The organism is Mesorhizobium sp. M0938 (assembly GCF_040319125.1).
GTDB classification, from domain to species: domain Bacteria; phylum Pseudomonadota; class Alphaproteobacteria; order Rhizobiales; family Rhizobiaceae; genus Mesorhizobium; species Mesorhizobium robiniae.
The window spans coordinates 63,522-83,632 of record NZ_JAMYNS010000015.1 but is presented as its reverse complement, the minus strand read 5'-3'; the positions used below and the strand labels follow the sequence as shown (position 1 = coordinate 83,632).

Genomic DNA, 20,111 nt, shown 5'->3' with positions numbered 1-20,111 from the left:
CTCGTTGCAGAAATCGCTGCTTGCCGGCGATTCCCCATCCAACACCTTTGACGCGGAATGATTAACCGCAGCTTTCGTTGGGCACATGCAGCGAGCGAAAGCGGAGACAGTTCGATGGGCCCGTCCGGCCCGAAGTCAGGTCCGAAATGCCAAAACAGTTTGCCGTTCGGCGCGGCATCGCCTACATAGCGCGCAACTTCCATTCAATCCGACATTCCAGTCGACTTTTCAGGGAAAGCGCGCGTGGCACGCCAGTTCATCTATCACATGGCCGGCCTCAACAAGGCCTATGGCACCAAGAAGGTGCTCGAGAACATTCACCTCTCCTTCTACCCCGACGCCAAGATCGGCATCCTCGGCCCGAACGGCGCCGGCAAGTCGACGGTCCTCAAGATCATGGCCGGCATCGACAAGGAGTGGAACGGAGAGGCGTGGCTGGCCGAGGGTGCTACCGTCGGCTACCTGGCGCAGGAGCCGGCACTCGATGCGGACAAGACGGTGTTCGAGAACGTCATGGAAGGCGTTGCCGCCAAGACCGCCATCATCGAGCGCTACAACGAATTGATGATGAACTATTCCGACGAGACGGCCGACGAGTCGGCCAAGCTCCAGGACGAGATGGACCGCCTCAACCTGTGGGATCTCGAACAGCAGGTCGAGATGGCTATGGAAGCGCTGGGCTGTCCGCCCAAGGAAGCCGACGTCACCAAGCTGTCGGGCGGCGAGCGCCGCCGCGTCGCGCTTTGCCAGCTCCTGCTGCGCCAGCCCGACCTTCTGCTGCTGGACGAGCCGACCAACCATCTCGACGCCGAGACGACGGCATGGCTGGAAAAGCATCTGCGTGCCTATCCGGGCGCGGTGATGATCATCACCCACGATCGCTATTTCCTCGACAATGTCACCGGCTGGATTCTTGAGCTCGACCGCGGCCGCGGCATCCCCTATGAGGGCAACTACACCAAATATCTCGAAGCCAAGGCCAAGCGGCTCAAGCAGGAGGGCCGCGAGGACGATGCACGCCAGCGGGCGATCGGCCGCGAGCGCGAGTGGATCCAGTCCAGCCCGAAGGCCCGGCAGACCAAGTCGAAGGCGCGCATCCAGGCGTTCCAGGATCTGCTGGACGCAGCCGACAAGCGGCGCCCGAGCGACACGCAGATCGTCATTCCGCATGGCGAGCGGCTCGGCAATGTGGTGATAGAGGTCGACGGCCTATCGAAGGGCTTTGGCGACACGCTGCTGATCGACGATCTCGAATTCAAGCTGCCGCCCGGCGGCATCGTCGGCGTCATCGGCCCGAACGGCGCCGGCAAGACGACGCTGTTCCGCATGATCACCGGCCAGGAAAAGCCGGATGCCGGCACGATCCGCGTCGGCGAGACGGTCAAGCTCGGTTATGTCGACCAGAGCCGCGATGCACTCGACCCAACCAAGACCGTGTGGGAAGAAATCTCGGGCGGCGCCGAAGTGGTCAAGCTCGGCAAGTTCGAGGCCAACACCCGCGCCTATTGCGCGTCGTTCAACTTTCGTGGCGGCGATCAGCAGCAGAAGGTCGGCAATCTGTCCGGCGGCCAGCGCAACCGCGTGCATCTGGCCAAGATGCTGAAGACCGGCGGCAATGTGCTGCTGCTCGACGAACCGACCAACGATCTCGATACGGAAACGCTGGCTGCACTCGAAGACGCGCTGGAAAGCTTCGCCGGCTGCGCCGTCATCATCTCGCACGATCGCATGTTCCTCGACCGTCTGGCGACGCACATCCTCGCCTTCGAGGGTGACAGCCATGTCGAATGGTTCGAGGGCAATTTCGAGGATTACGAACAGGACAAAATCCGCCGGCTCGGCCCCGATGCCGTCAATCCGCACCGCATGACATATAAGCGGCTGACCAGATAAGGTTTAGGGGCGGCGAATTCTCTAATGATCTGAGGAGCTGAGATGGCTGATTGGTCCGCCGCCCAATATCTGAAATTCGAGGACGAGCGCACGCGGCCGTCGCGCGATCTCGTCGCGCAGGTGCCGGTGGAAGCACCGCAGCGGGTGGTCGATATCGGCTGCGGACCTGGCAATTCGACCGAATTGCTGGTCGAACGCTGGCCGAGTGCGCAGGTCAGCGGGTTCGACAGCTCGCCTGACATGATCCAGAAGGCGAGGGCACGTTTGCCTGATGTAACCTTCGAGTTGGCCGATGCGGCGGCGTGGCAGCCGGCGGAACCGGTCGACGTTGTTTTTGCCAATGCTGTGTTCCAGTGGCTGCCCGATCATCCGGCGATTTTGCAGCGGCTGATGGGATTTTTGGCGCCCGGCGGCGCGCTTGCCGTGCAGATGCCCGACAATATGAGCGAGCCCTCGCATCGGCTGATGCGGGAGACGGCGGCCGAAATGCCGTTTGCCAAAAAACTCGAGGGTGCTGCGCGCGGGTCGTTGCCGCCGGTGTCGTTCTATTACGATCTTTTGTCGCCGTTCTCCGACCGGCTCGACGTCTGGCACACCGCCTACAATCATCCGCTGGCCGATGCCGAAGCCATCGTCGAGTGGCTGAAGTCGACCGGGCTGAAGCCGTTCCTCGATCCGCTCGACGAGGACGAGCGGCGGCTTTTCCTCAAGCGCTACACTGCCAGAATAACCGAAGCCTATCCGAAGACGGCAAACGGCAAGGTGCTGCTGCGTTTCCCGCGCCTGTTCATCGTCGCGCGGCGCTCAGCTTAGCTCAGGCACTTGATTTAAGCCGGCATAAACCAGCTTGGTGCGAAAGATGTTGCGCCGAGCTCTCGCGGCGCCCACATCAAGCCGCAACGCCTGCGCATGGGGACGAACTGGAAATGCATCGCGTCATCATCAGCGGCCTTGGCGTTGAAATCCCCGAGCCTTCGATCACCAATGAAGAATTGGTCGACAGCTTCAATGCCTGGGTCGAGATGGAGAATGTCCGCCGCCAGGCTTCGGGCGAGACGCTGCTGCAGAAGTCGGACAGTGCCTTCATCGTCCATGCTTCGGGCGTACAGACCCGCCATGTGATCGAGCGGGAAGGTATCCTCGACCCGACCCGCATGGCGCCGCGCATTCCGGCGCGGCCCGATGACGCGCTGTCGCTGGAAGCCGAGTTCGGCATCGCGTCGGCCAGGAAAGCGCTCGATCATGCCGGCCTGGAGCCATCTGATATCGATCTGGTGATCTGCTCGGCCTCGCACCACCAGCGGCCCTATCCGGCGATCGCCATCGAGATGCAGCAGGCGATGGGCACGAAAGGCGCCGGCTTCGACATGGGCCTTGGCTGCTCGTCGGCGGCGGCGGCACTGCACATCGCGGTCAACCTGGTGCGGGCCGGCGCGCACAGGCGCGTGCTGGTGACGACGCCTGAGATCATCACCGGCCATCTCAACTTCCGAGACCGGCAGACGCATTTCATCTTCGGCGACGCTTCTGTCTCGATGGTTGTGGAGGGGCTCGCCCAGGGCGACAAGCGGCCTGGCCGCTTCGAGGTGCTCGACACGCGCACCTGGACGCAGATGTCCAACAACATCCGCACTAATCTCGGCTACCACACGCGCACCGCCCAGGACGATCCGTATATGATCAATCTGGAAGGCAATTTGATCAAGCAGGTCGGCAACAAGGTGTTCAAGGAAGTCACCGTCGCTGGGCACAAGTTCATCGTCGAGTTCCTGGCCGAACACGGGCTGACGCCGCAGGCGATCCGGCGCTTCTGGCTGCATCAGGCCAATGCGCGGATGAACGCCATGATCCTAAAACTGTCGTTCGGCCACGAGGTCGGCCATGACCGCGCGCCGATGGTGCTGGAGCGCCTCGGCAACACCGCCGGCGCTGGCGCGATCGTCGCGTTATCGGAGAACCACGTCGACATGAAAGCCGGCGACTACGGCCTGCTTTGCGCCTTCGGCGCCGGCTATTCAATTGGCGGCGCGCTGTTGCGCATGCTCTGATCTATTTGGGCGACGGCGTCAGCATTGGAAGGCGCCCGATACATCGTATCAGTCTCCTTGATTGGAGCATCAGCGCTTTCGACTGGACCTGATGAGCTGACTGCGGCTAATTGCGTGGCATCACGCAAGGAGCGAAGCCTATGCTGGATCTCTTCCCCGAGGTCGAAAATCCGGTTGAAATCATCCCGGCGCGGAAGCTTGCCGCGCAGGTGGCGGCGCTCTACGTCGCGCCATCGGATCATTTCGAGACCCGCGCAGTGGATGAATTGCGGCTTGGCTTCAATGGCATCGACGGCGATTTCCATGCCGGCATGACACGTCGCTCCGGTGGGCGCGAGCCTTGGTATCCACGCGGCACCGAGATACGCAACGAGCGGCAATTGTCCATCGTGGCGGCGGACGAGCTGGCGATCGTGGCAGGGCGGATGGGCATCGCCGAGATCAGGCCGGAGTGGATCGGCGCTAACCTCTTGATCGAGGGCCTGCCGCATCTTTCCATGCTGCCTTCCGGCACGCTGCTGTTCTTCAAAGGTGGCGTCACCATCAAGGTCGACGCGCAGAACGGTCCTTGCCGCATCGCCGGACGCTCGGTCGCCGAAAATGCCGGAATGGCCGACCACGAGGCCGGCGCGCTGCTGTTCCCGAAGGCGGCAAAGCGGCTGCGCGGCCTCGTCGCCTGGGTCGAAAAGCCTGGCCGCATCACCACAGGCGAGGAGATTTCGGTGCGCGTGCCGGAGCAATGGATTTACCGGGCCTAAGTCAGGTGATGGTGGGCTACGCCGCCGAGACGGCGGCGTAGCGAGAATCCAGAAGGCCTCAGGCGGCCTTGCGGTTCTTGTTCGCGCCCTGCGCCGTGACGGACACGTGATCCCACTTTTCCCACAGCGCGATGCGGTTGGCGTATTCCTGCTTGATCATCGGCAGGCCGCCATCGCCGAAGAACACCCTGAGCGGTGGTTCGGCCGCATCGACGATTTCAAGCATTGCCGGTCCCGTGGCGACAGGGTCACCAGCCACCGAGCGCTTGCGCCGCTCCGCCATCGCGGCGCGGGCCGGCTCATAGGCCGCGATCGGCTTCGAGACCTTGGCGGACGGGCCGGCCCAATCGGTGGAGAAACCGCCCGGCTCGACAAGCGTCACGTGGATGCCGAACTCCGCGACCTCCAGGCTGAGAGACTGGCTGAAGGCTTCCAGCGCCCACTTCGAGGCGTGGTAGAGACCAACCATGGCGAAGGCGTTGACGCCGCCGATCGACGAGATCTGGATGATGTGGCCGGAACGCTGCGCCCGCATGATCGGCAGGGCAGCCTGGGTCACCCAGAGAGCGCCGAACACATTGGTCTCGATCTGGTCGCGGGCCTCCTGTTCGCTGATTTCCTCGATAGCGCCGAAATGGCCATAGCCGGCATTGTTGATGACGACGTCGAGCCGGCCGAAGCGGCTATGCGCTTCGGCAATGGCGGCATCGACGGCCGTCTTGTCGGTGACGTCGAGCTTAATCGCGGCGATACGGTCGCCATATTTGTCGACGAGGTCGGCAAGCGTGCCGGCATCGCGGGCCGTTGCCGCGACGCGGTCGCCACGGGCGAGGGCAGCTTCCGCCCAGACGCGGCCGAAACCCTTCGACGATCCGGTAATAAACCAAACCTTGTGTGTCATGATCCACCAGTTCTTGCCCTTACGGGCTTTGATTGTTCGGTTCTTGTTTGACCATGATCTTCTCCGAAAACGGATTCCACTTTTGGGTCATGGTCTAAACGGAGGCTACTCCGTTCCGGCATATACGGAGCATTCCGGACCTATCAAGGTCGAGCACGTTTTGTTGATGAGGGCCTGCGCCACAACAGCCGGTCAGGCTTGAATCAGGGATAGTGCACTGGCCTCGACCAGGCCGGGTCCTCGTGCTTTTGCCAATAGATCGCCATGAGACGCCTGGTAATCGCGCCGACCTTGCCGTCCGCGACCGGAACACCGTCGATCATCGTCACCGGCATGATGCCGCCGGCAGTCGAGGTGATGAAGACCTCGTCGGACTGACGCAGCGTAGCGACGCTGACATCGGCCGCTGTCACGGCAAGCCCTGCCTTCGTGCAGAGATCGAACACCGTGCGGCGGGTGATGCCGGGCAGCACGCCGACAGCCGGCGTCGCCAGTTTGCCGTCATTCACGCAAAAGACGTTGAAGCCGGGGCCTTCCGCGACATTGCCGTTGAAATCGAGGACCAGCGCGGTCTCCGCGCCGCGGTCATAGGCGTCGTAGAGGCCTCGCACCAGGTCGAGCCAGTGATAGTTCTTGATCGCTGGATCGATTGAGACCGGTGGGATGCGCACCTTGTCGCTGATCGCAATATGCAGCCCACGCTGCAATTGCTCGGCATTGGCGACCGAGCCGAAGGGAACGGCGAAAGCCATGAAGCGGTTGACCGCCTCGCGCGGGTCACGGCCGAAGGTCGGGGAGACGCCGCGCGTGCACAGCATTTCGACATAAGCGGCGCGATGACCCGACTGCGCCACGCAATTGTGGAGGATTTCGGCCACGCCTTCGCGGTCGAACGGGATCGTCATGCGCAGCTTCTCCAGCCCGCCGAAGAAGCGGTCGAGATGCAGGTCTAGGCGGAAGAAGCGACCGTCCCAGACATGCACCGTGTCGTAGGTGGCGTCGGAATGCAGGAAGCCCCAATCCAGAACCGAGATCTTGGCTTGCGACATCGGCAGATATTGCCCGTCCAGAAAGGCAACGCCATCCGGATAGGCGTGCGGGTCTTGATGATGGGCGGAGAGCTCAGGCAGGCGGTTGGCTTGCGGGTCGATCGACTTGCTCATCACGTCCCCCTCAGGTCGTTTTTCGCCGACCAGATGACGGAATAGAGCGGCACGGTGGGTGGCACAAGACACAGGCTGGGCTTGCCACTGGGCCATTGAGAACCAGTTATTCTTCCTCGTTGTCATCGAGCAGACGCGTGGCGCGCCAGCGGGTCAGCACAATGTTGATCTGTTCCATCACGAAGAAACGCGCCGAGTCGCGGTCGTAGCCTTCGGCCAGCAGCTTTTCGTAGTCGGTGTGCACATGGCGGATATGGGCCGTCGTCGCCAGCCACACGGCAATCGTCGGCGGCAAGGTCTTCATATGCACGGCGCCGGCGTCGGCGCGGATCTTTTCCATGTCGGCATAGGGCGCCAGCGGCAAGAGTGCAGTCAGCGCCTTGGCGATGGCGCGGCGGCGGCCGGTCGGCGCGTTCATCTTTCGATCCTTCCAGGCTCGTCCCGTCCGGCGATGGTCGCCTCGGCAAAGGCATCGGTCGAAGCGAAATAAGGCTTGATGTCGATGACCGGCGTGCCGTCGAGCACATCGATGGCGTCGACATCGATACGGCCCGTGTCGATGTCGACGGCGACCAGCTTTGCAACATGCAGCCCGACAGGGTTCGGCCGGGCAGGGGAGCGTAGCGAAAAAACGCCTTTCGGCTCGGCCGCATGGCGGGGTTTCTGGACAATCAGGGTCCGCGGTGCGTGGTGCAGCCAGGACAGGATGACGATGTGGCTGGCGCGCTCCAGGCCGAGCAAGCCGTTACGATAGGGCAGGTCGATCGTGAGAACCGCCGGCTGTCCCGTCTCCCGCGCGGCTCCCATGTTCTTCGGGCACGTTTCCCGCGTGGTCCAGGGAGAGGCGATGCGGCCAATGAACACGACATGGCCGTCCGGTGGCATATCGGCCGGATCGGTCGCCAAAAGCTTTTCGCCGCTGCGCATCTCGAACATGGTTTTCGCCTCGATCGTGTTTCCAGCTTTGCGTGATCCGCCACGCATGCGCCATTTTCTTGTCCGGAAGCGACATAGCGCTTGCAAGCCTATCAAAATCGACATAAACATATGTTTATATCTTTTTCAAAGAGAATGCTCGCATGCATGTCGCTCTCGACACTATGGTAGATACATTGAAGGCGGCGGCCGAATCCAGCCGGCTGCGCATCCTGGCGTTGCTATCGCGCGGCGACCTGACCGTTTCCGATCTCACCGAAATCCTCGGCCAGTCGCAGCCGCGCGTCTCGCGCCACCTGAAGCTTTTGCTGGAGGCGGGGCTTATCGGCCGTTATCAGGAGGGCTCGTGGGCCTTCTTCCGGCTGTCGGATTCGGATGCGGCGCGCGATTTCGTGCTCAGGCTGGTTTCCGGCATCCGGGGCGCCGACCCGCAGGTCGAGCGTGACCTCGAGCGGCTGGCAGCGGTCAAGCGCAAGCGGCAGGATCGCGCCGCCGAATATTTCTCCGTGAATGCCGCGAGTTGGGACCATATCCGCTCGCTGCACGTGCCGGACCGCGCCGTCGAGGCAGCGCTGCTCAAGCTCGTCGGCAAGCGCCCGTTCCAGTCGATGCTGGATCTCGGCACCGGAACCGGGCGGCTGCTCGAAATCTTTTCGCCGCTCTACCGGCGTGGCGTCGGCATCGACATGTCGCGCGAGATGCTGACGGTGGCGCGGGCCAACCTGGACAAAGCAGGGATTTCGAATGCGCAGGTGCGCCAGGGCGACATTTTTGCGCCACCGGTCGAGCGCGACGCCTTCGATCTCGTCACCATCCACCAGGTGCTGCACTATCTCGATGATCCCGCCCGCGCCATCCGCGAGGCAGCACGGTTGCTGCGCCCGGCAGGCCGGCTGGTGATCGTCGATTTCGCGCCGCATACGCTGGAATTCCTACGCGACGTGCACGCGCATGTGCGGCTCGGCTTTTCCGACCGCCAGATCACCGAATGGTTTTCCGAGGCCGGGCTCGACCTCGAAGACAGCCAGGAATTCGAGCCGCGCGGCGGCAACGAGGCCAGGCTCACCGTCAAGCTGTGGCTCGGCCGTGACCAGCGCATGCTGATCGCCGATCCTTCCAGCCACGCACAACCGGCCAATGCCTATCCGATAGGGGAAACCGCCTGATGAACCAGTTCCGCTTCTCCCGCCGCCCTGACATTGGCGACAAGATTCGGGTTTCATTCGAGTTCTTCCCACCGAAGAGCGACGAGATGGAAGCAAGGCTGTGGGATACAGTTACCCGGCTGGAGCCGCTCAAGCCGAAATTCGTCTCCGTCACCTACGGCGCCGGCGGCTCGACGCGCGAGCGCACGGCGCGCACGGTCAAGCGCATCCTCAACGAAACGGCGCTGACGCCGGCGGCGCACATGACCTGCGTCAACGCGGCGCGTCATGAGGTCGACGAGGTCATTCAGGAATTCGCCGACATGGGTGTCACCCGCTTCGTTGCCTTGCGCGGCGATCCGGCCGAGGGCGTCGGCGCTGCCTACCGTCCGCATCCGGACGGCTACGCCAATGGTGCCGAACTGGTGGGGGCGCTGAAAGGTGTTGGCGATTTCGACATCTCGGTCTCCGCCTATCCGGAAAAGCATCCGGAGAGCCCGGATTTCGCCACCGACATCGATATGCTGAAGCGCAAGGTCGACAATGGCGCGACGCGGGCGATCACCCAGTTCTTCTTCGACAATGATCTCTACGAGCGCTATGTCGAGCGGGCGCGGCGCGCCGGCATCTACATACCGATCGTGCCGGGCATATTGCCGGTCCACAATTTCACCCAGGTCGCCAATTTCTCGTCGCGCGCCGGCGCGTTGGTGCCAGCATGGCTGGCCGAGCGCTTCGACGGGCTTCAGAAGGACCCGCAGACGCATGCGCTGGTAGCCTCCGCGGTGGCGGCCGAGCAGGTGCTGGACCTTGTCGAGCGCGGCGTCGGCGATTTCCACTTCTACACCATGAACCGGGCCGATCTGGTCTTTGCCATCTGCCACATGATCGGCATCCGCTCGCATGAGGCCGAAGCTGCCGGATCTGCCGCAGCGTAAGCTCTATCGACGTTTTGGAAAACCAAAAAGGCCGGGTAAAACCCGGCCTTTTCAATGACTTGGACTAGTCTGTGCTGATCTTCCGTCGCTTTGGCGGGTCTAAGGAAGAAAGCCCATAATCAGGGCTCCGATAAATGCAAACGCAGCACAAATCATCAATGCGTTGATCGGCCTCGTGAGTCCCATGTCATAGCCTCCTCTTAAAGAGCTATGGCGAGAGTCTAGGGTCATTTGTGCCACAGGCAAGCGGAAAATGTGCTGCATTGCGACGACAATGTGGAATTCACGACCTGCTCTTTGCCGTTAGGTATTGAAACTCTTCGGCAAAATCCGACTTAGGACCTGTGTATAAATTGTGACGAAGCCGGGGCAAGGGTGGATATGGCAGCGCTACCACCGCCGAAATCGGAATCGATTTTGCGCGTCCAATTGGATGCGCGCCACTTTACCGTCGGCCGAACAGGCGGCCGTCGATGGTGACTAGGCCGAGCGCGATCAACGCCATGCCGCCGAGTTCGAACAATTCAAGCCGTTCGCCCAGGAACAGGAAGCCAAGCAGGATGGCGCTGGCCGGCACGATCAGCGTGACCAGCGAGGCGTTAGTGGCGCCTGCCGAGGCGACGAGATTGAAATAGAGGATGTAGGCGAAGGCGGTGGACAGCAGCGCCAGCGCCAACACCGCCGCCCAGACCGGCGGCGAGGCCGAAAACAGATTGGCAGGACCATAGCCGAGCAGCACGAGCGGGATCATGATGATGGTCGAGGCGGTCAATTGTCCGGTGGCGATAACCGGTGACGGCACGCCCTTGAAGCGGCGGGCCACCATCAGGGCGACAGCATAGGACAGCGACGCGCCGATCAGCGCGAATTTCGCCCAGACCGGTCCGCCCAGCCCGGCAAGCAGGCCGGGGCCGATCATCACCGCCGTGCCGACGATGCCGAGCGCGATCCCGGCAAGCTTGTTCCAGGAGAGTTTTTCGTCTGATGTCAGCGCGTTGGCGAGGATCAACGTCCAGAACGGCGTCGTTGAGTTGAGCACTGAGGCGACGCCGGCGCCAAGTTCGGTCTGGCCGGCGAAGATCAGCGAGAAGGGGATGACGTTGTTGACGAGCGCCAGCAGGAAGAACAGGCCGGCATGCGGCAAGGCGAGGCGGAAGGACGGACCGCGCAGGCCGAGATAGAGCTGCAGCGCCAGCGCCGCGATGGCGACGCGAAACAGCACCAGCACCAGCGGCGGAAGCTCGGCAACCGCAATGCGGGCAAAGAAGAACGAGCCGCCCCAGATCGCACCGAGCAGCAGAAGCTGCCCCCAGTCCTTCAGGACCATAGGGCCGCGCATTGCCGTCGTGGTTGTGATCGCCATGGATCGTCCTCCCAGATAGCTCTGAATGCCAAGCCAATCAGGTGTCTGTTCAGGCCATATCCTGTTCGATGGCAAGTGCCACCCGAAACCAGACCGATGGGCTAGCATTCCCATCATCTGGCGTAGCGCCGCAGCGTCAGGGGTGCGAGACACAGAATTGTTTTCATTCCCCCATAGGTTGGATTAATTGTGCGCAGTCTAAGTCGAGGGATTCGTCCATGCAGCGATTCGAAAATGCGCGCGAAGCGGCGTTGGCGCTTCGCCCGGACGATCCGATTTATTGCTTTCGCCCGCAGGTGCTGAAGGCGGACGCCAGACAGTTCATGGGGATGTTTCCCGGCAAGACCGCCTATGCGGTCAAGACCAATGGCGAGCAGATCGTGCTGAAGACGCTGGTCGAGGCCGGCGTCGGCGCTTTCGACGTGGCCTCGCCCGGCGAATTCGCCGCCGTTCGCGCCGTCTCGCCCGACGCCGAGATGCTCTACATGCATCCGGTAAAGGCACAGTCTGATATCAAGCTGGCGCTGGAGAAATATGGCATCCGCGTCATCTCGCTCGACCATGAGGACGAGATCACCAAGCTGACCCGCGTGGTGAGGGCGCTCGATATCGATCCTGGCGCGATCACCGTGTTCGTGCGCATCCAGACGAAAGGATCGGCTGCTTACGAGTTGTCGAAGAAATTCGGCGCCGGACCGGCCAATGCAGTCGAACTGGCCGAACGGCTGAACCGGACGGGCTACAAGGTCGGGCTGTGCTTCCATGTCGGCAGCCAGATCGAGGATCCTGACACTTATGAGCGGGCGCTGGCCTCGGCCGACTGGGTGCGCAACCGCGTCAGCTTCGACATTGCCGGGCTTGATGTCGGTGGCGGTTTTCCGGCCGAATACGGCCATGATCCCAACCGCAAGCAGATCGAGATGCCGTCGCTCGGCCAGATCATGTCGCGGCTGTCGGGCGATCTGAAGGAATACCAGTTCGACCAGATGCCGCTGGTGGCGGAGCCGGGCAGGGTGATCGTGGCGCGCTGCCTGTCGCTGATCGTGCGGGTGCTGCTGCGCAAGGGCAAGCGGCTCTACATCAATGACGGCATCTGGGCGTCGCTGTCGGATTCGTGGACCGGCAAGATCACGCTGCCGGCGCGCTTCATTCCAGACCCGGCGATACGCTCGCGCAATGGCGAGGAGAAGACCATCGTGCCGTTCAAGGTATGCGGCGCGACCTGCGATTCCGTCGACATCCTGTCGCGGCCGTTCTGGCTGCCGGAAACGGTCGATACCGGCGACTGGATCGAGATCGGCCATATCGGCGCCTATTCGCTGTCGCTCAGGACCCGGTTCAACGGCTTTTATCCCGACACGTTCGTCGAGGTGACGACGCCATTCGACGAAGGCGACGCGCCGCAGGGGTTTGCGAGCCTGGAGACGATGGCGGATTAGGCCATACGCAGGTCAGGCTACGCCGCCGCCGGCCTGGATGTTCTCGCCGGTCAGCCAGCGGGCCTCGTCGGAGGCGAGGAAAACCGCGACATCGGCAACGTCGCGCGGCGCTCCGATCCTGCCGAAAGGCGACATGCCGGCGGCGATCGCGCGATCCCGCTCGGGCAGCAGGTCGGTATCGGTAAAGCCTGGCGAAAGTGCATTCACAGTGACGCCGCGCGGCCCGAGCTCGCGCGAGAGGACACGGACGAACTGTTCGACGGCCCCTTTGCTGCCGAGATAAAGGGCCGTCTGCGTGAAGAACATTTTGGTTCCACCGGTGGAGACGGCGATGATGCGGCCACCGTCGCGCACGCGGCGCGCCGCCTCCTGAAGCGTGAAGAAGGTGCCTTTGGCGTTGGCGCCGAAGACATAGTCGAAATCGGCTTCGGTGGCCTCGACCAACGGCTTGATGACGGCGACGCCAACATTGGCGACGACGATGTCGATCGTCCCTATCTGCCTTTCGGTCTCATCGAACAGCCGGCCTATGTCGGAAATATTGGAGATATCGGCCCGAATGGCGACGGCTTTTCCGCCATTCTCGTGAATGGCAGCAACGGCTTCCTGGGCGGCCTTCTCGTTACCGACGTAATTGACGACCACGGCCGCACCGTTTGCCGCGAGGCCCTCGGCGATGGCGCGTCCGATGCCGCGCGAACTGCCGGTTACGAGCGCGGTTTTGCCTTTGAGCGAATGATACATAGCTGCTGTCCTTTTCTCGTCTGGCTGCGGCCGCTCCAAATCGAGCGGCGGTTCCATGTCGAAGTTAGGGACATGCTATTGCTCAGATAATAGCCTATTATCGAATAGGCTTGTTAAGTCTGGAGTACATAATGCGAGGGAGCGAGTTCTCCGAGCTGAACGCGTTTGCAGCGATCGTCAAGGAAGGCAGCTTCGTCCGCGCCGCGGCCAGGCTCAGGGTGTCGCCGCCGGCGCTTAGCCAGACGATACGCGGGCTGGAAGAGCGTGTCGGTGTCCGGCTGCTCAACCGTACGACCCGCAGCGTGTCGCCGACCGCAGCAGGCGAAACGCTGTTTGCCCGCCTCGCTCCGGCATTCAGCGAACTCGAAGGGGCTGTCGCCGACGCGCGTGCATCACGCGATCGACCGGCAGGCTCGCTGCGCATCAATGTTCCACGTATCGCCGCCATGCGTTTCATCGCTCCTATTCTCGGCGATTTCCGCAGCACCTATCCCGATATTGCCGTCACCGTAATCGTCGACGATATGCTGACTGACATTGTGGAGGGACGATTCGATGCCGGAATAAGGCTCGGTGAGCGGCTGCATAAGGACATGGTGGCGGTGAAACTCAGCGAGGAGTTGGAGATGGCCGCGGTGGCCGCGCCCAGCTATCTGGAGCATCACCCCATACCCCGCCATCCTGCAGACCTGCATCGTCACCAATGCATCAATTTCCAGTGGCCCGGTGGCGGCAACATCTATCGATGGGAGTTCGCGCGAGGCCAACGCGCTTTGGAAATAGCCGTGAACGGCGGTCTGACGGTCAACGATACGGAACTGATGGTCAGCGCGGCCCTGGATGGGATCGGCGTGGCTTACATGCTGGATTACCAGGTTCGGCCGTGGATCGAAGCCGGCAAGCTCATCCGTTTTCTCGAAGCCTGGTCGCCCAGATTTCCGGGCTTTTACCTATATCACACGAGCTCACGGCAGGTTCCGCCGGCGTTGCGTGTCTTCATCGACTTCCTGCTTGCCAGGCGATGACCCGCTTAAAGTTTCGCCAAAAGCTCCGGTGTCGGCCAGCCGTCGACTGGCAAGCCTAGCCGCTTCTGCTCCTTGCGGATCGCCTCGCGGGTGTTGGTGCCGAGGATGCCGTCGACCGTGCCCACGTCATAGCCTTTGGCCTCGAGCTTTGTCTGCAATGCCCTCATCTGGTCGCCGTTGAGGCCGGGTTCGGGATCGCGCGGGTCTAGTTGCGGCGCACCCGCCAGCCGCGCGGCGAGATTTGCCGCGGTCAGCGCATAGGTGAAGGACTGGTTCCATTCGAGATAGACGTCGAAATTGTGATAGACGAGGAAGGCCGGTCCTTTGCGGCCCATGGGCAGCGCCAGGCCTGCCTTCAGGCCGTTGTCGGCAAGTGGCGTGCCATCGGGGTTGGTGACGCCCCACTGAGCCCACTGCGTCAACGGCAGCTTGTTGGTGCGGCCGGTCTGGTCCCAAGGCAAGTCGTCGGGCGCACGGACTTCCTCGATCCAGGGCTGGTCGCGTTTCCAGCCGCGCGACATGATCTTGTTGGCCGTGGTCATGATCACGTCAGGCGCGCTGCCGCGCAGGTCGATGACTTCGTCGCCGTCGCCGTCGACGCCCCGGTTGAGATAGTCGGACGGCAGCATCTGCGTCTGGCCGATTTCGCCCGCCCAGGCGCCGGTGACATCCGCCGGCACGACGCCGCGATCGATCAGTGTCAGCAGCGGCACAATCTGCGGGCGAAAGAGTTGCGGGCGGCGGCAGTCATGCGAGAGCGTGACCAGTGCGTTCAGTGTGTGGAAATCGCCCTGCACTGCGCCGAAATCGGTCTCAAGTGCCCAGAAGGCGGCGATGACCGCCGGCTGGACGCCGAATTCCCGGTCGGCGCGGGCAAAAACATCGGAATATTTCTTCAGATTGGCCGCGCCTTGCTTAAGCCGATGAGGCGAGATCATGCGGTTCGAGAATTCGACGAAGGTCTGGGTGAACACGCCCTGGGAGCGGTCGCGCGCCAGCACCTTTTCATCGGCGGTGGCTTTTTCCAGTGCCTCAAGGCCGGCAGTGCCGACGCCGGCGGCCTTGGCCTCCGCCGCCACGCCCTGCTTCCATGCCTCGAAATCGCCGCCGCATTGCTGTGCCGCTGCTGGCACCGCCGTGGCAGCTAGAAGCAGCGCCGCGAGAATTTCCAAACGCAATCGCATCGCCATCCTTCCGAGAAGATTACCAGCGGTTGCAGGCGTCCTTCATTGGCTGTGTCGAAAAGCAGGCGGCAGGCCCGCTGTCAACGGGTGTTCTGCCGCAGCCACTTGTTCCAGGCGGCTTCCGACCCGTTGAAGACATTGATATCGGCCTTGCCCCTTATGCCCGGCACAACGCCGGTTCCGGTGTACTGCCAGAAAGTGAAGGGATGGCTGCCGTATCTCTCGCGCGGATGGCCTGCCACCGAACGCAGCCAATAGGGGTAGCCGCGGAAAGCCGACAGGCCATTGTCGTCGAAGAAATCGATCGAGGTGTAGATGATCGGCTTCTTGCCATAATGTTTTTCGACGATTTCGAGGAATGTGCTCATCTCGCTGCGCACCGTGGCCGCATTGGGGCGCAGCTTGCAGGTCGGTGATTGCGGGTTCCATTCCATGTCGAGAACCGGCGGCATCGCCGAGGGGTCTTTGGGCACGTTCTTGATGAACCAGTGCGCCTGCGTGGCGGCCGGCGTGCAAAAATAGTAGAAATGATAGGCTGCGCGCGGAATTCCAGCGGCCTTCGTGCGGCTCCAATGCTCGTCGAAATACTCGTCGAAGCGATCGCCGCCTTCCGTCGCCTTGATGAAAACGAAGGAAATGCCGCTGGCCCTGGCCGCCGGCCAATCGACCGAGGTCTGGTATTTGGAGACGTCGGTGCCGTGAACGGCATAACTCCACGGCGCGCCGCTTTCCCACTCATGCGGGTCGGAGTCGTCAAAACGGGGTGCACGCACCGCAACGGTCGGGGCGCTCGGCAGTGACGGCGCAAGATCGTCGACGGTCGAACAGGCGCCCAGCAACGTCAGCATGATGAAAGCCGCGAAACGGCGCATCGCTACTCCTGAACCGGTTCCAGCCGGCCGCTGATGGGTTGTTGCTGCAGGTGGCCCCTCGACCGTACCCCCAAGCGATCTCCCCATAGGACCGCTTCTATCCCTGGTGATCGCCGATCATGGTTGATATTCCGTTCACGGCGCACGACAGGAGCCGCGATTTTGCCGAAGCAGTGGCGGCAAATCAATGACATAGATGAGCTTCCGGGGGAGTCGGAAAAATGCGGATTGTTCTAAGGCTGGTGAAATGGCTGCTCGGGCTGGCTGTGCTGGCGGTCGCAGCACTCGCCGCCTGGCTGTATTTGGCGCCGCCGGAACTGATCCGCGTCGGCTCGGGCTACACGGCCAAGATCGTCTGCTCGAATGTCTTTATTGCCGGACGCGATGCCAATGAGGTGCTCGCCGTCGATGTGCAGGCGCCCGGCCATCCGCTGCTGCGGCTGATGAGGATCTCCGTCGACAAGGAGCAGGGCACGGTCTCGGCTGGGCTGTTCGGCGTGTTCGGCAAGAGCGTCGCGGTCGCTCGCGACGGTCTCGGCTGCACCTTGGTTCCGGATGGCGACACCGCCACGGCCGAAGCAGTCGCCGGGCCGGCGCTGACGCCGCCGCTGGACGCGCTCTGGCCGGACGGCGACAGGGTCGACGCCTCGCAGGACCCTGAAATCGCTGATATCCTCGACGATGCGGCATTGGCAGGCACTGGCATGCGTGCGGTGGTGGTGGTCAAGAACGGGCGCATCGTCGCCGAGCGCTATGGCAGCGGCTTTTCCGAAAAGACACCGCTGCTCGGCTGGTCGATGACCAAGTCGGTGAACGCCGCGATCGTCGGCACCGTGGTGAAAGCCGGCAAGATGGCGATGACGAACCAGGGGCTGTTCGGACCCTGGAAAGCAGATGGCCGCACCGCCATCAGTCTCGCCGACATGATGGCGATGTCGAGCGGGCTGGAGTTCAACGAGGACTATGGCGACGTCGCCGACGTGACGCGGATGCTTTATCTCGAGCCTGATATGGCGCGCTTTGCCGCAGCCAAGCCGCTGACCGGCGAGGTCGGCAAAATGTTCTCCTATTCGAGCGGCACGGCGGTGATGCTGTCGCGGCTGTGGCAGGATGCGATCGGCGACAAGAACAAGGCGCTGGCGTGGCCAAGGATTGCACTGTTCGAGCCGCTCGGCATGCAGAGCGCGGTATTCGAGGTCGACGAAAACGGGACGTTCGTCGGCTCGTCCTATCTCTATGCCACGGCTCGCGACTGGGCGCGTTTCGGCCAGTTTCTGCTGCAGGGTGGTGTCTGGAAAGGCCAGGAGATCCTGCCTGCCGGTTTCGTCGGCTGGATGCGGGAAGCAGCACCGGCCTCAAAAGTCTACAGCAGGGGCCAGTTGTGGATCGAGGGCCCGGGCGACGAGGAGAACCCCGGCGCCGGCATTGCTGCGGGTCTGCCTGGAGATACCTATTGGATGGAAGGGCATGACGGGCAGACGGTCGCCATCGTCCCCTCCGAGCAGCTGGTGGTCGTGCGGCTCGGCCTGACGCCAGCCAAGCTCGGCTTCCGGCCGCAGACGATGTTGGCAGCGTTGGTAAAGGCGCTGCATTAAGGAATGCGGCGGGTCGCGGTCTTTTCTACGCAGCTGTCGCCAAAGGCCTGCATGTCAACTTCTGCACCGAGGAACTAGATGGCGATCTTGATGACGGCAAGCCAGGCGTAGCCGCGATAAAGCGTTCTAAACCGAAGGGTTGCGCCGGCTTTTGCAGATTCCGATTCCAGGACGTCGCGCAGCGCTTCACGCGGCTCGACGTGGAATTTTCTCAGCCAGCCGCGCAACAGTGTGCGGAACCAGTGGGGCAGGGCCTCCTGCTGACCGAAATCAACGATGTGCAGCGAGCCGCCAGGTGACAGGGCGGCAAGTGCCGCTGTCACCGTCGTCTCCCAACCGGGGATCATCGACAGCGAATACGAAACAAAAATGCGGTCGAAATTTTCGACAGAAAATAGCGCTTTCGCGTCGAAATTGGTGGCGTCGCCGCGCGCCAGCTTGACGCGGCCGGACAGGCCTTCGCGGGCCATGGCAGCAGTGGCCGTTTCCAGCATTTCTGCAGAGATATCGAGACCGAAGAAGCGGGCGCCGGGATAGCGTCGGGCGGCAAGCACGATATTGCGGCCGGTGCCGCAACCGAGTTCGAGCACGGTGCCGCCAGCGGGTACATCCAACCCTGCGATAAGCCGGTCGCGACCGAGTAGGTAATATTTGCGGGTGAGGTCGTAGAAATGACGCTGCCAGCGATAGACGCCGTCCATCAACTCGGCATGCCCGGCCGGCGGTTTGCCGTGCCTGGCCGGCGGTTCGGCGTGCCTGGCCGGCAGTTCGGTTGCGCTCATGCGGGCTGCTTCACATAAAGGTGGAAGCCGCCATAGATAGCCGACCGATCGCGGGCCGAGAATTCGCGCGACGCTTCGTCCGCATAGCTCCACTGGTCGAGCAGCGAATTCGAGACCCGGCCGGGCAACAGGCTGGGTTCGGCAGCGGTGCGGAAGATAACGCGGGCATGAGTGGACGCGGTGCGGGTGATCTCGGCCCACAGCGCATTGAGTTGGTCGTCGGTCATCCAGTCCTGCGCGTCGAGCAGGACGAAGCGGTCGACCGAACCGGCATCCTTGCCGGCGAGGAATTCGATCAGATTGGCATGATGAATGGCAACGCTGTCGACATTGTTGCGGATCGTCTCGTAGTTGCGCTTTTCGAGATAGGCCGGCAGCGCCGCCTCGCCGGGATTGGGATAGCGGCGGGCAAAAGCCTGCCAGGCGAAATAGTTGTTCTCTAGCGGAAAATCGCAGGCGAGTTTTTCCAGCCGAGCTTTCAGGACGCTCGCCATGGTGCCGTCGCCCGAAGTGATCAGCGAATCGTACTGCGCCGGCGGAATGCCGAGGCCGAACAGCGAGGCTTTTCGCGAAGTGGCCCATTTCAGCAAGGGTTTTTCGAAGACGGGCGCCAGTTCCTCGTTGAAGAAGCGGCGCTGGTCGGCGATGGTTTTCGCTTTCATGATGCCGGCGGGATCTACGCCGAAGAACTTGCCCGTCCGGTGGCCCATGGCGATAAACAGGCCGAGCAGGCCGGTCTGGTAGAAGTTGCGGTCGAAGACGGCGATGCGGCGACGGCCACGCCAGTTGCGGCGCTCCCAATAATGGCGGCTGACCGGGTCGAGATGCGGGGCGATGAAGCGGTCGTAGGCTTCCGAATTGTGACGGGTCTCGGCGGCGCCGAAGAAACGGAACAGGTCACCCTGCGAGGGCAGATGGCGCACCGCTTCGAGTTTCATGCGGTTCAGCGCGATATGGGCGGCGTTAAGATCAACGGCATCGATCCTTTCGGGCGACCGGGTGAGATAGGCCAGGATGTTGCAGCCGCCAGAGGCGATGGTGACGATGCGGTGGCCCTGGCCAAGCTGCATTGCCTCCATGTCGACGTCGGGATCTTCCCAGATCTGCGGATAGACGAGGCCGGAAAACAAAAAGGCGAACAGCCGTTCGGAGAGGCCGGCCTTCGACAATGGGCGGTTCTGGTAGACGGCTTTGCCAACTTCCTTGCCGCGGCGAAAAACCAGTTCTCCGGAAATGTCCGTCATGGCAAGGCGATTCCCCGTTTGCTTTGCCGCAAGCGGGTAGCGCAGGGTCATGACAGGCCGGTGACAACCTGTTGAAGCTGG

At 62.5% G+C, this 20,111-nt stretch carries 19 protein-coding genes; 9 read left to right on the top strand and 10 right to left on the bottom strand.

Translation table 11 applies throughout. The annotated features are described in order from the left end of the window. Positions 1–243 precede the first annotated feature (243 nt). From ettA to NKH73_RS23975, 4 genes are all read left to right on the top strand, one after another. Positions 244–1,893, top strand: a complete 1,650-nt coding sequence (gene ettA / locus NKH73_RS23990; protein WP_352936855.1) for an energy-dependent translational throttle protein EttA — start codon at positions 244–246, stop codon at positions 1,891–1,893. 42 nt (positions 1,894–1,935) lie between these two features. Then, positions 1,936–2,706 carry a trans-aconitate 2-methyltransferase gene (tam, locus tag NKH73_RS23985; protein WP_352936854.1) on the top strand — a complete coding sequence of 257 codons (771 nt, stop codon included), beginning with the start codon at positions 1,936–1,938 and terminating at the stop codon, positions 2,704–2,706. Between the two features lie 113 nt (positions 2,707–2,819). Continuing rightward, positions 2,820–3,941, top strand: a complete 1,122-nt coding sequence (locus tag NKH73_RS23980) for a beta-ketoacyl-ACP synthase III (protein ID WP_352936853.1) — start codon at positions 2,820–2,822, stop codon at positions 3,939–3,941. Positions 3,942–4,081: 140 nt separating this feature from the next. Continuing rightward, positions 4,082–4,699, top strand: coding sequence for an MOSC domain-containing protein (locus NKH73_RS23975; RefSeq protein WP_352936852.1), 618 nt, complete (start codon positions 4,082–4,084; stop codon positions 4,697–4,699). Positions 4,700–4,757: 58 nt separating this feature from the next. Here the strand turns inward: NKH73_RS23975 and NKH73_RS23970 are convergent, their stop codons facing one another. From NKH73_RS23970 to tsaA, 4 genes are all read right to left on the bottom strand, one after another. Further along, complete coding sequence (locus tag NKH73_RS23970) at positions 4,758–5,600, bottom strand: SDR family oxidoreductase (protein WP_352936851.1); 843 nt, start codon at positions 5,598–5,600, stop codon at positions 4,758–4,760. A gap of 203 nt (positions 5,601–5,803) precedes the next feature. Then, a complete protein-coding gene (locus tag NKH73_RS23965) occupies positions 5,804–6,763 on the bottom strand; it encodes a D-amino acid aminotransferase (protein WP_352936850.1) in 960 nt (319 codons plus the stop codon). A gap of 106 nt (positions 6,764–6,869) precedes the next feature. Next, the gene (locus tag NKH73_RS23960) at positions 6,870–7,181 is read right to left on the bottom strand and encodes a DUF2293 domain-containing protein (RefSeq protein ID WP_352936849.1); all 312 of its coding nucleotides are present in this window, start codon (positions 7,179–7,181) and stop codon (positions 6,870–6,872) included. Further along, a complete protein-coding gene (tsaA, locus tag NKH73_RS23955; RefSeq protein WP_352936936.1) occupies positions 7,178–7,699 on the bottom strand; it encodes a tRNA (N6-threonylcarbamoyladenosine(37)-N6)-methyltransferase TrmO in 522 nt (173 codons plus the stop codon). Before tsaA ends, NKH73_RS23960 begins: the two co-directional genes overlap by 4 nt. 143 nt (positions 7,700–7,842) lie before the next feature. On the opposite strand from tsaA, the gene NKH73_RS23950 reads away from it, so the two are divergent. Continuing rightward, entirely contained in the window at positions 7,843–8,865 is a 1,023-nt protein-coding gene (locus NKH73_RS23950) for an ArsR/SmtB family transcription factor (protein WP_352936848.1), read from the top strand. Further along, positions 8,865–9,782 carry a methylenetetrahydrofolate reductase [NAD(P)H] gene (metF, locus tag NKH73_RS23945; RefSeq protein ID WP_352936847.1) on the top strand — a complete coding sequence of 306 codons (918 nt, stop codon included), beginning with the start codon at positions 8,865–8,867 and terminating at the stop codon, positions 9,780–9,782. The genes NKH73_RS23950 and metF overlap by 1 nt, the downstream gene beginning before the upstream one ends. 445 nt (positions 9,783–10,227) lie before the next feature. On the opposite strand, the gene NKH73_RS23940 is transcribed toward metF, so the two are convergent. Continuing rightward, a complete protein-coding gene (locus NKH73_RS23940) occupies positions 10,228–11,145 on the bottom strand; it encodes a DMT family transporter (RefSeq protein ID WP_352936846.1) in 918 nt (305 codons plus the stop codon). Positions 11,146–11,363: 218 nt separating this feature from the next. Between NKH73_RS23940 and NKH73_RS23935 the strand changes: the two genes are divergently transcribed. Next, complete coding sequence (locus NKH73_RS23935; RefSeq protein ID WP_352936845.1) at positions 11,364–12,584, top strand: alanine racemase; 1,221 nt, start codon at positions 11,364–11,366, stop codon at positions 12,582–12,584. Positions 12,585–12,596: 12 nt separating this feature from the next. On the opposite strand, the gene NKH73_RS23930 is transcribed toward NKH73_RS23935, so the two are convergent. Next, the gene (locus NKH73_RS23930; RefSeq protein ID WP_352936844.1) at positions 12,597–13,328 is read right to left on the bottom strand and encodes an SDR family oxidoreductase; all 732 of its coding nucleotides are present in this window, start codon (positions 13,326–13,328) and stop codon (positions 12,597–12,599) included. A gap of 131 nt (positions 13,329–13,459) precedes the next feature. On the opposite strand from NKH73_RS23930, the gene NKH73_RS23925 reads away from it, so the two are divergent. Beyond that, positions 13,460–14,353: a LysR family transcriptional regulator gene (locus NKH73_RS23925; RefSeq protein WP_352936843.1), complete on the top strand. Its 894-nt coding sequence runs from the start codon at positions 13,460–13,462 to the stop codon at positions 14,351–14,353. 5 nt (positions 14,354–14,358) lie between these two features. On the opposite strand, the gene NKH73_RS23920 is transcribed toward NKH73_RS23925, so the two are convergent. Both NKH73_RS23920 and NKH73_RS23915 read right to left on the bottom strand, forming a co-directional pair. Further along, positions 14,359–15,537 (bottom strand): lytic murein transglycosylase, encoded by a 1,179-nt coding sequence (locus NKH73_RS23920; RefSeq protein ID WP_352936842.1) that lies wholly within the window; start codon positions 15,535–15,537, stop codon positions 14,359–14,361. Between the two features lie 80 nt (positions 15,538–15,617). Continuing rightward, positions 15,618–16,409 (bottom strand): glycoside hydrolase family 25 protein, encoded by a 792-nt coding sequence (locus NKH73_RS23915; RefSeq protein WP_352936841.1) that lies wholly within the window; start codon positions 16,407–16,409, stop codon positions 15,618–15,620. A 221-nt stretch (positions 16,410–16,630) separates the two neighbouring features. On the opposite strand from NKH73_RS23915, the gene NKH73_RS23910 reads away from it, so the two are divergent. Beyond that, positions 16,631–18,004 carry a serine hydrolase domain-containing protein gene (locus NKH73_RS23910; protein ID WP_352936840.1) on the top strand — a complete coding sequence of 458 codons (1,374 nt, stop codon included), beginning with the start codon at positions 16,631–16,633 and terminating at the stop codon, positions 18,002–18,004. Between the two features lie 74 nt (positions 18,005–18,078). Here NKH73_RS23910 and NKH73_RS23905 read toward each other — a convergent pair whose 3' ends face one another. Both NKH73_RS23905 and NKH73_RS23900 read right to left on the bottom strand, forming a co-directional pair. Beyond that, positions 18,079–18,786, bottom strand: a complete 708-nt coding sequence (locus tag NKH73_RS23905) for a class I SAM-dependent methyltransferase (RefSeq protein ID WP_352936839.1) — start codon at positions 18,784–18,786, stop codon at positions 18,079–18,081. Beyond that, positions 18,783–20,081, bottom strand: a complete 1,299-nt coding sequence (locus tag NKH73_RS23900; RefSeq protein ID WP_352936838.1) for a BtaA family protein — start codon at positions 20,079–20,081, stop codon at positions 18,783–18,785. The genes NKH73_RS23905 and NKH73_RS23900 overlap by 4 nt, the downstream gene beginning before the upstream one ends. Between the last annotated feature and the right edge of the window lie 30 nt (positions 20,082–20,111).

Bases quoted from the DNA above. Each gene is read 5' to 3' on its own strand.
- tam (WP_352936854.1), top strand. From the start codon at position 1,936: ATGGCTGATTGGTCCGCCGCCCAATATCTGAAATTCGAGGACGAGCGC.
- NKH73_RS23980 (WP_352936853.1), top strand. From the start codon at position 2,820: ATGCATCGCGTCATCATCAGCGGCCTTGGCGTTGAAATCCCCGAGCCT.
- NKH73_RS23975 (WP_352936852.1), top strand. From the start codon at position 4,082: ATGCTGGATCTCTTCCCCGAGGTCGAAAATCCGGTTGAAATCATCCCG.
- NKH73_RS23970 (WP_352936851.1), bottom strand. From the start codon at position 5,600: ATGACACACAAGGTTTGGTTTATTACCGGATCGTCGAAGGGTTTCGGC.
- NKH73_RS23965 (WP_352936850.1), bottom strand. From the start codon at position 6,763: ATGAGCAAGTCGATCGACCCGCAAGCCAACCGCCTGCCTGAGCTCTCC.
- NKH73_RS23960 (WP_352936849.1), bottom strand. From the start codon at position 7,181: ATGAACGCGCCGACCGGCCGCCGCCGCGCCATCGCCAAGGCGCTGACT.
- tsaA (WP_352936936.1), bottom strand. From the start codon at position 7,699: ATGTTCGAGATGCGCAGCGGCGAAAAGCTTTTGGCGACCGATCCGGCC.
- NKH73_RS23950 (WP_352936848.1), top strand. From the start codon at position 7,843: ATGCATGTCGCTCTCGACACTATGGTAGATACATTGAAGGCGGCGGCC.
- metF (WP_352936847.1), top strand. From the start codon at position 8,865: ATGAACCAGTTCCGCTTCTCCCGCCGCCCTGACATTGGCGACAAGATT.
- NKH73_RS23940 (WP_352936846.1), bottom strand. From the start codon at position 11,145: ATGGCGATCACAACCACGACGGCAATGCGCGGCCCTATGGTCCTGAAG.
- NKH73_RS23935 (WP_352936845.1), top strand. From the start codon at position 11,364: ATGCAGCGATTCGAAAATGCGCGCGAAGCGGCGTTGGCGCTTCGCCCG.
- NKH73_RS23930 (WP_352936844.1), bottom strand. From the start codon at position 13,328: ATGTATCATTCGCTCAAAGGCAAAACCGCGCTCGTAACCGGCAGTTCG.
- NKH73_RS23925 (WP_352936843.1), top strand. From the start codon at position 13,460: ATGCGAGGGAGCGAGTTCTCCGAGCTGAACGCGTTTGCAGCGATCGTC.
- NKH73_RS23920 (WP_352936842.1), bottom strand. From the start codon at position 15,537: ATGCGATTGCGTTTGGAAATTCTCGCGGCGCTGCTTCTAGCTGCCACG.
- NKH73_RS23915 (WP_352936841.1), bottom strand. From the start codon at position 16,409: ATGCGCCGTTTCGCGGCTTTCATCATGCTGACGTTGCTGGGCGCCTGT.
- NKH73_RS23910 (WP_352936840.1), top strand. From the start codon at position 16,631: ATGCGGATTGTTCTAAGGCTGGTGAAATGGCTGCTCGGGCTGGCTGTG.
- NKH73_RS23905 (WP_352936839.1), bottom strand. From the start codon at position 18,786: ATGAGCGCAACCGAACTGCCGGCCAGGCACGCCGAACCGCCGGCCAGG.
- NKH73_RS23900 (WP_352936838.1), bottom strand. From the start codon at position 20,081: ATGACCCTGCGCTACCCGCTTGCGGCAAAGCAAACGGGGAATCGCCTT.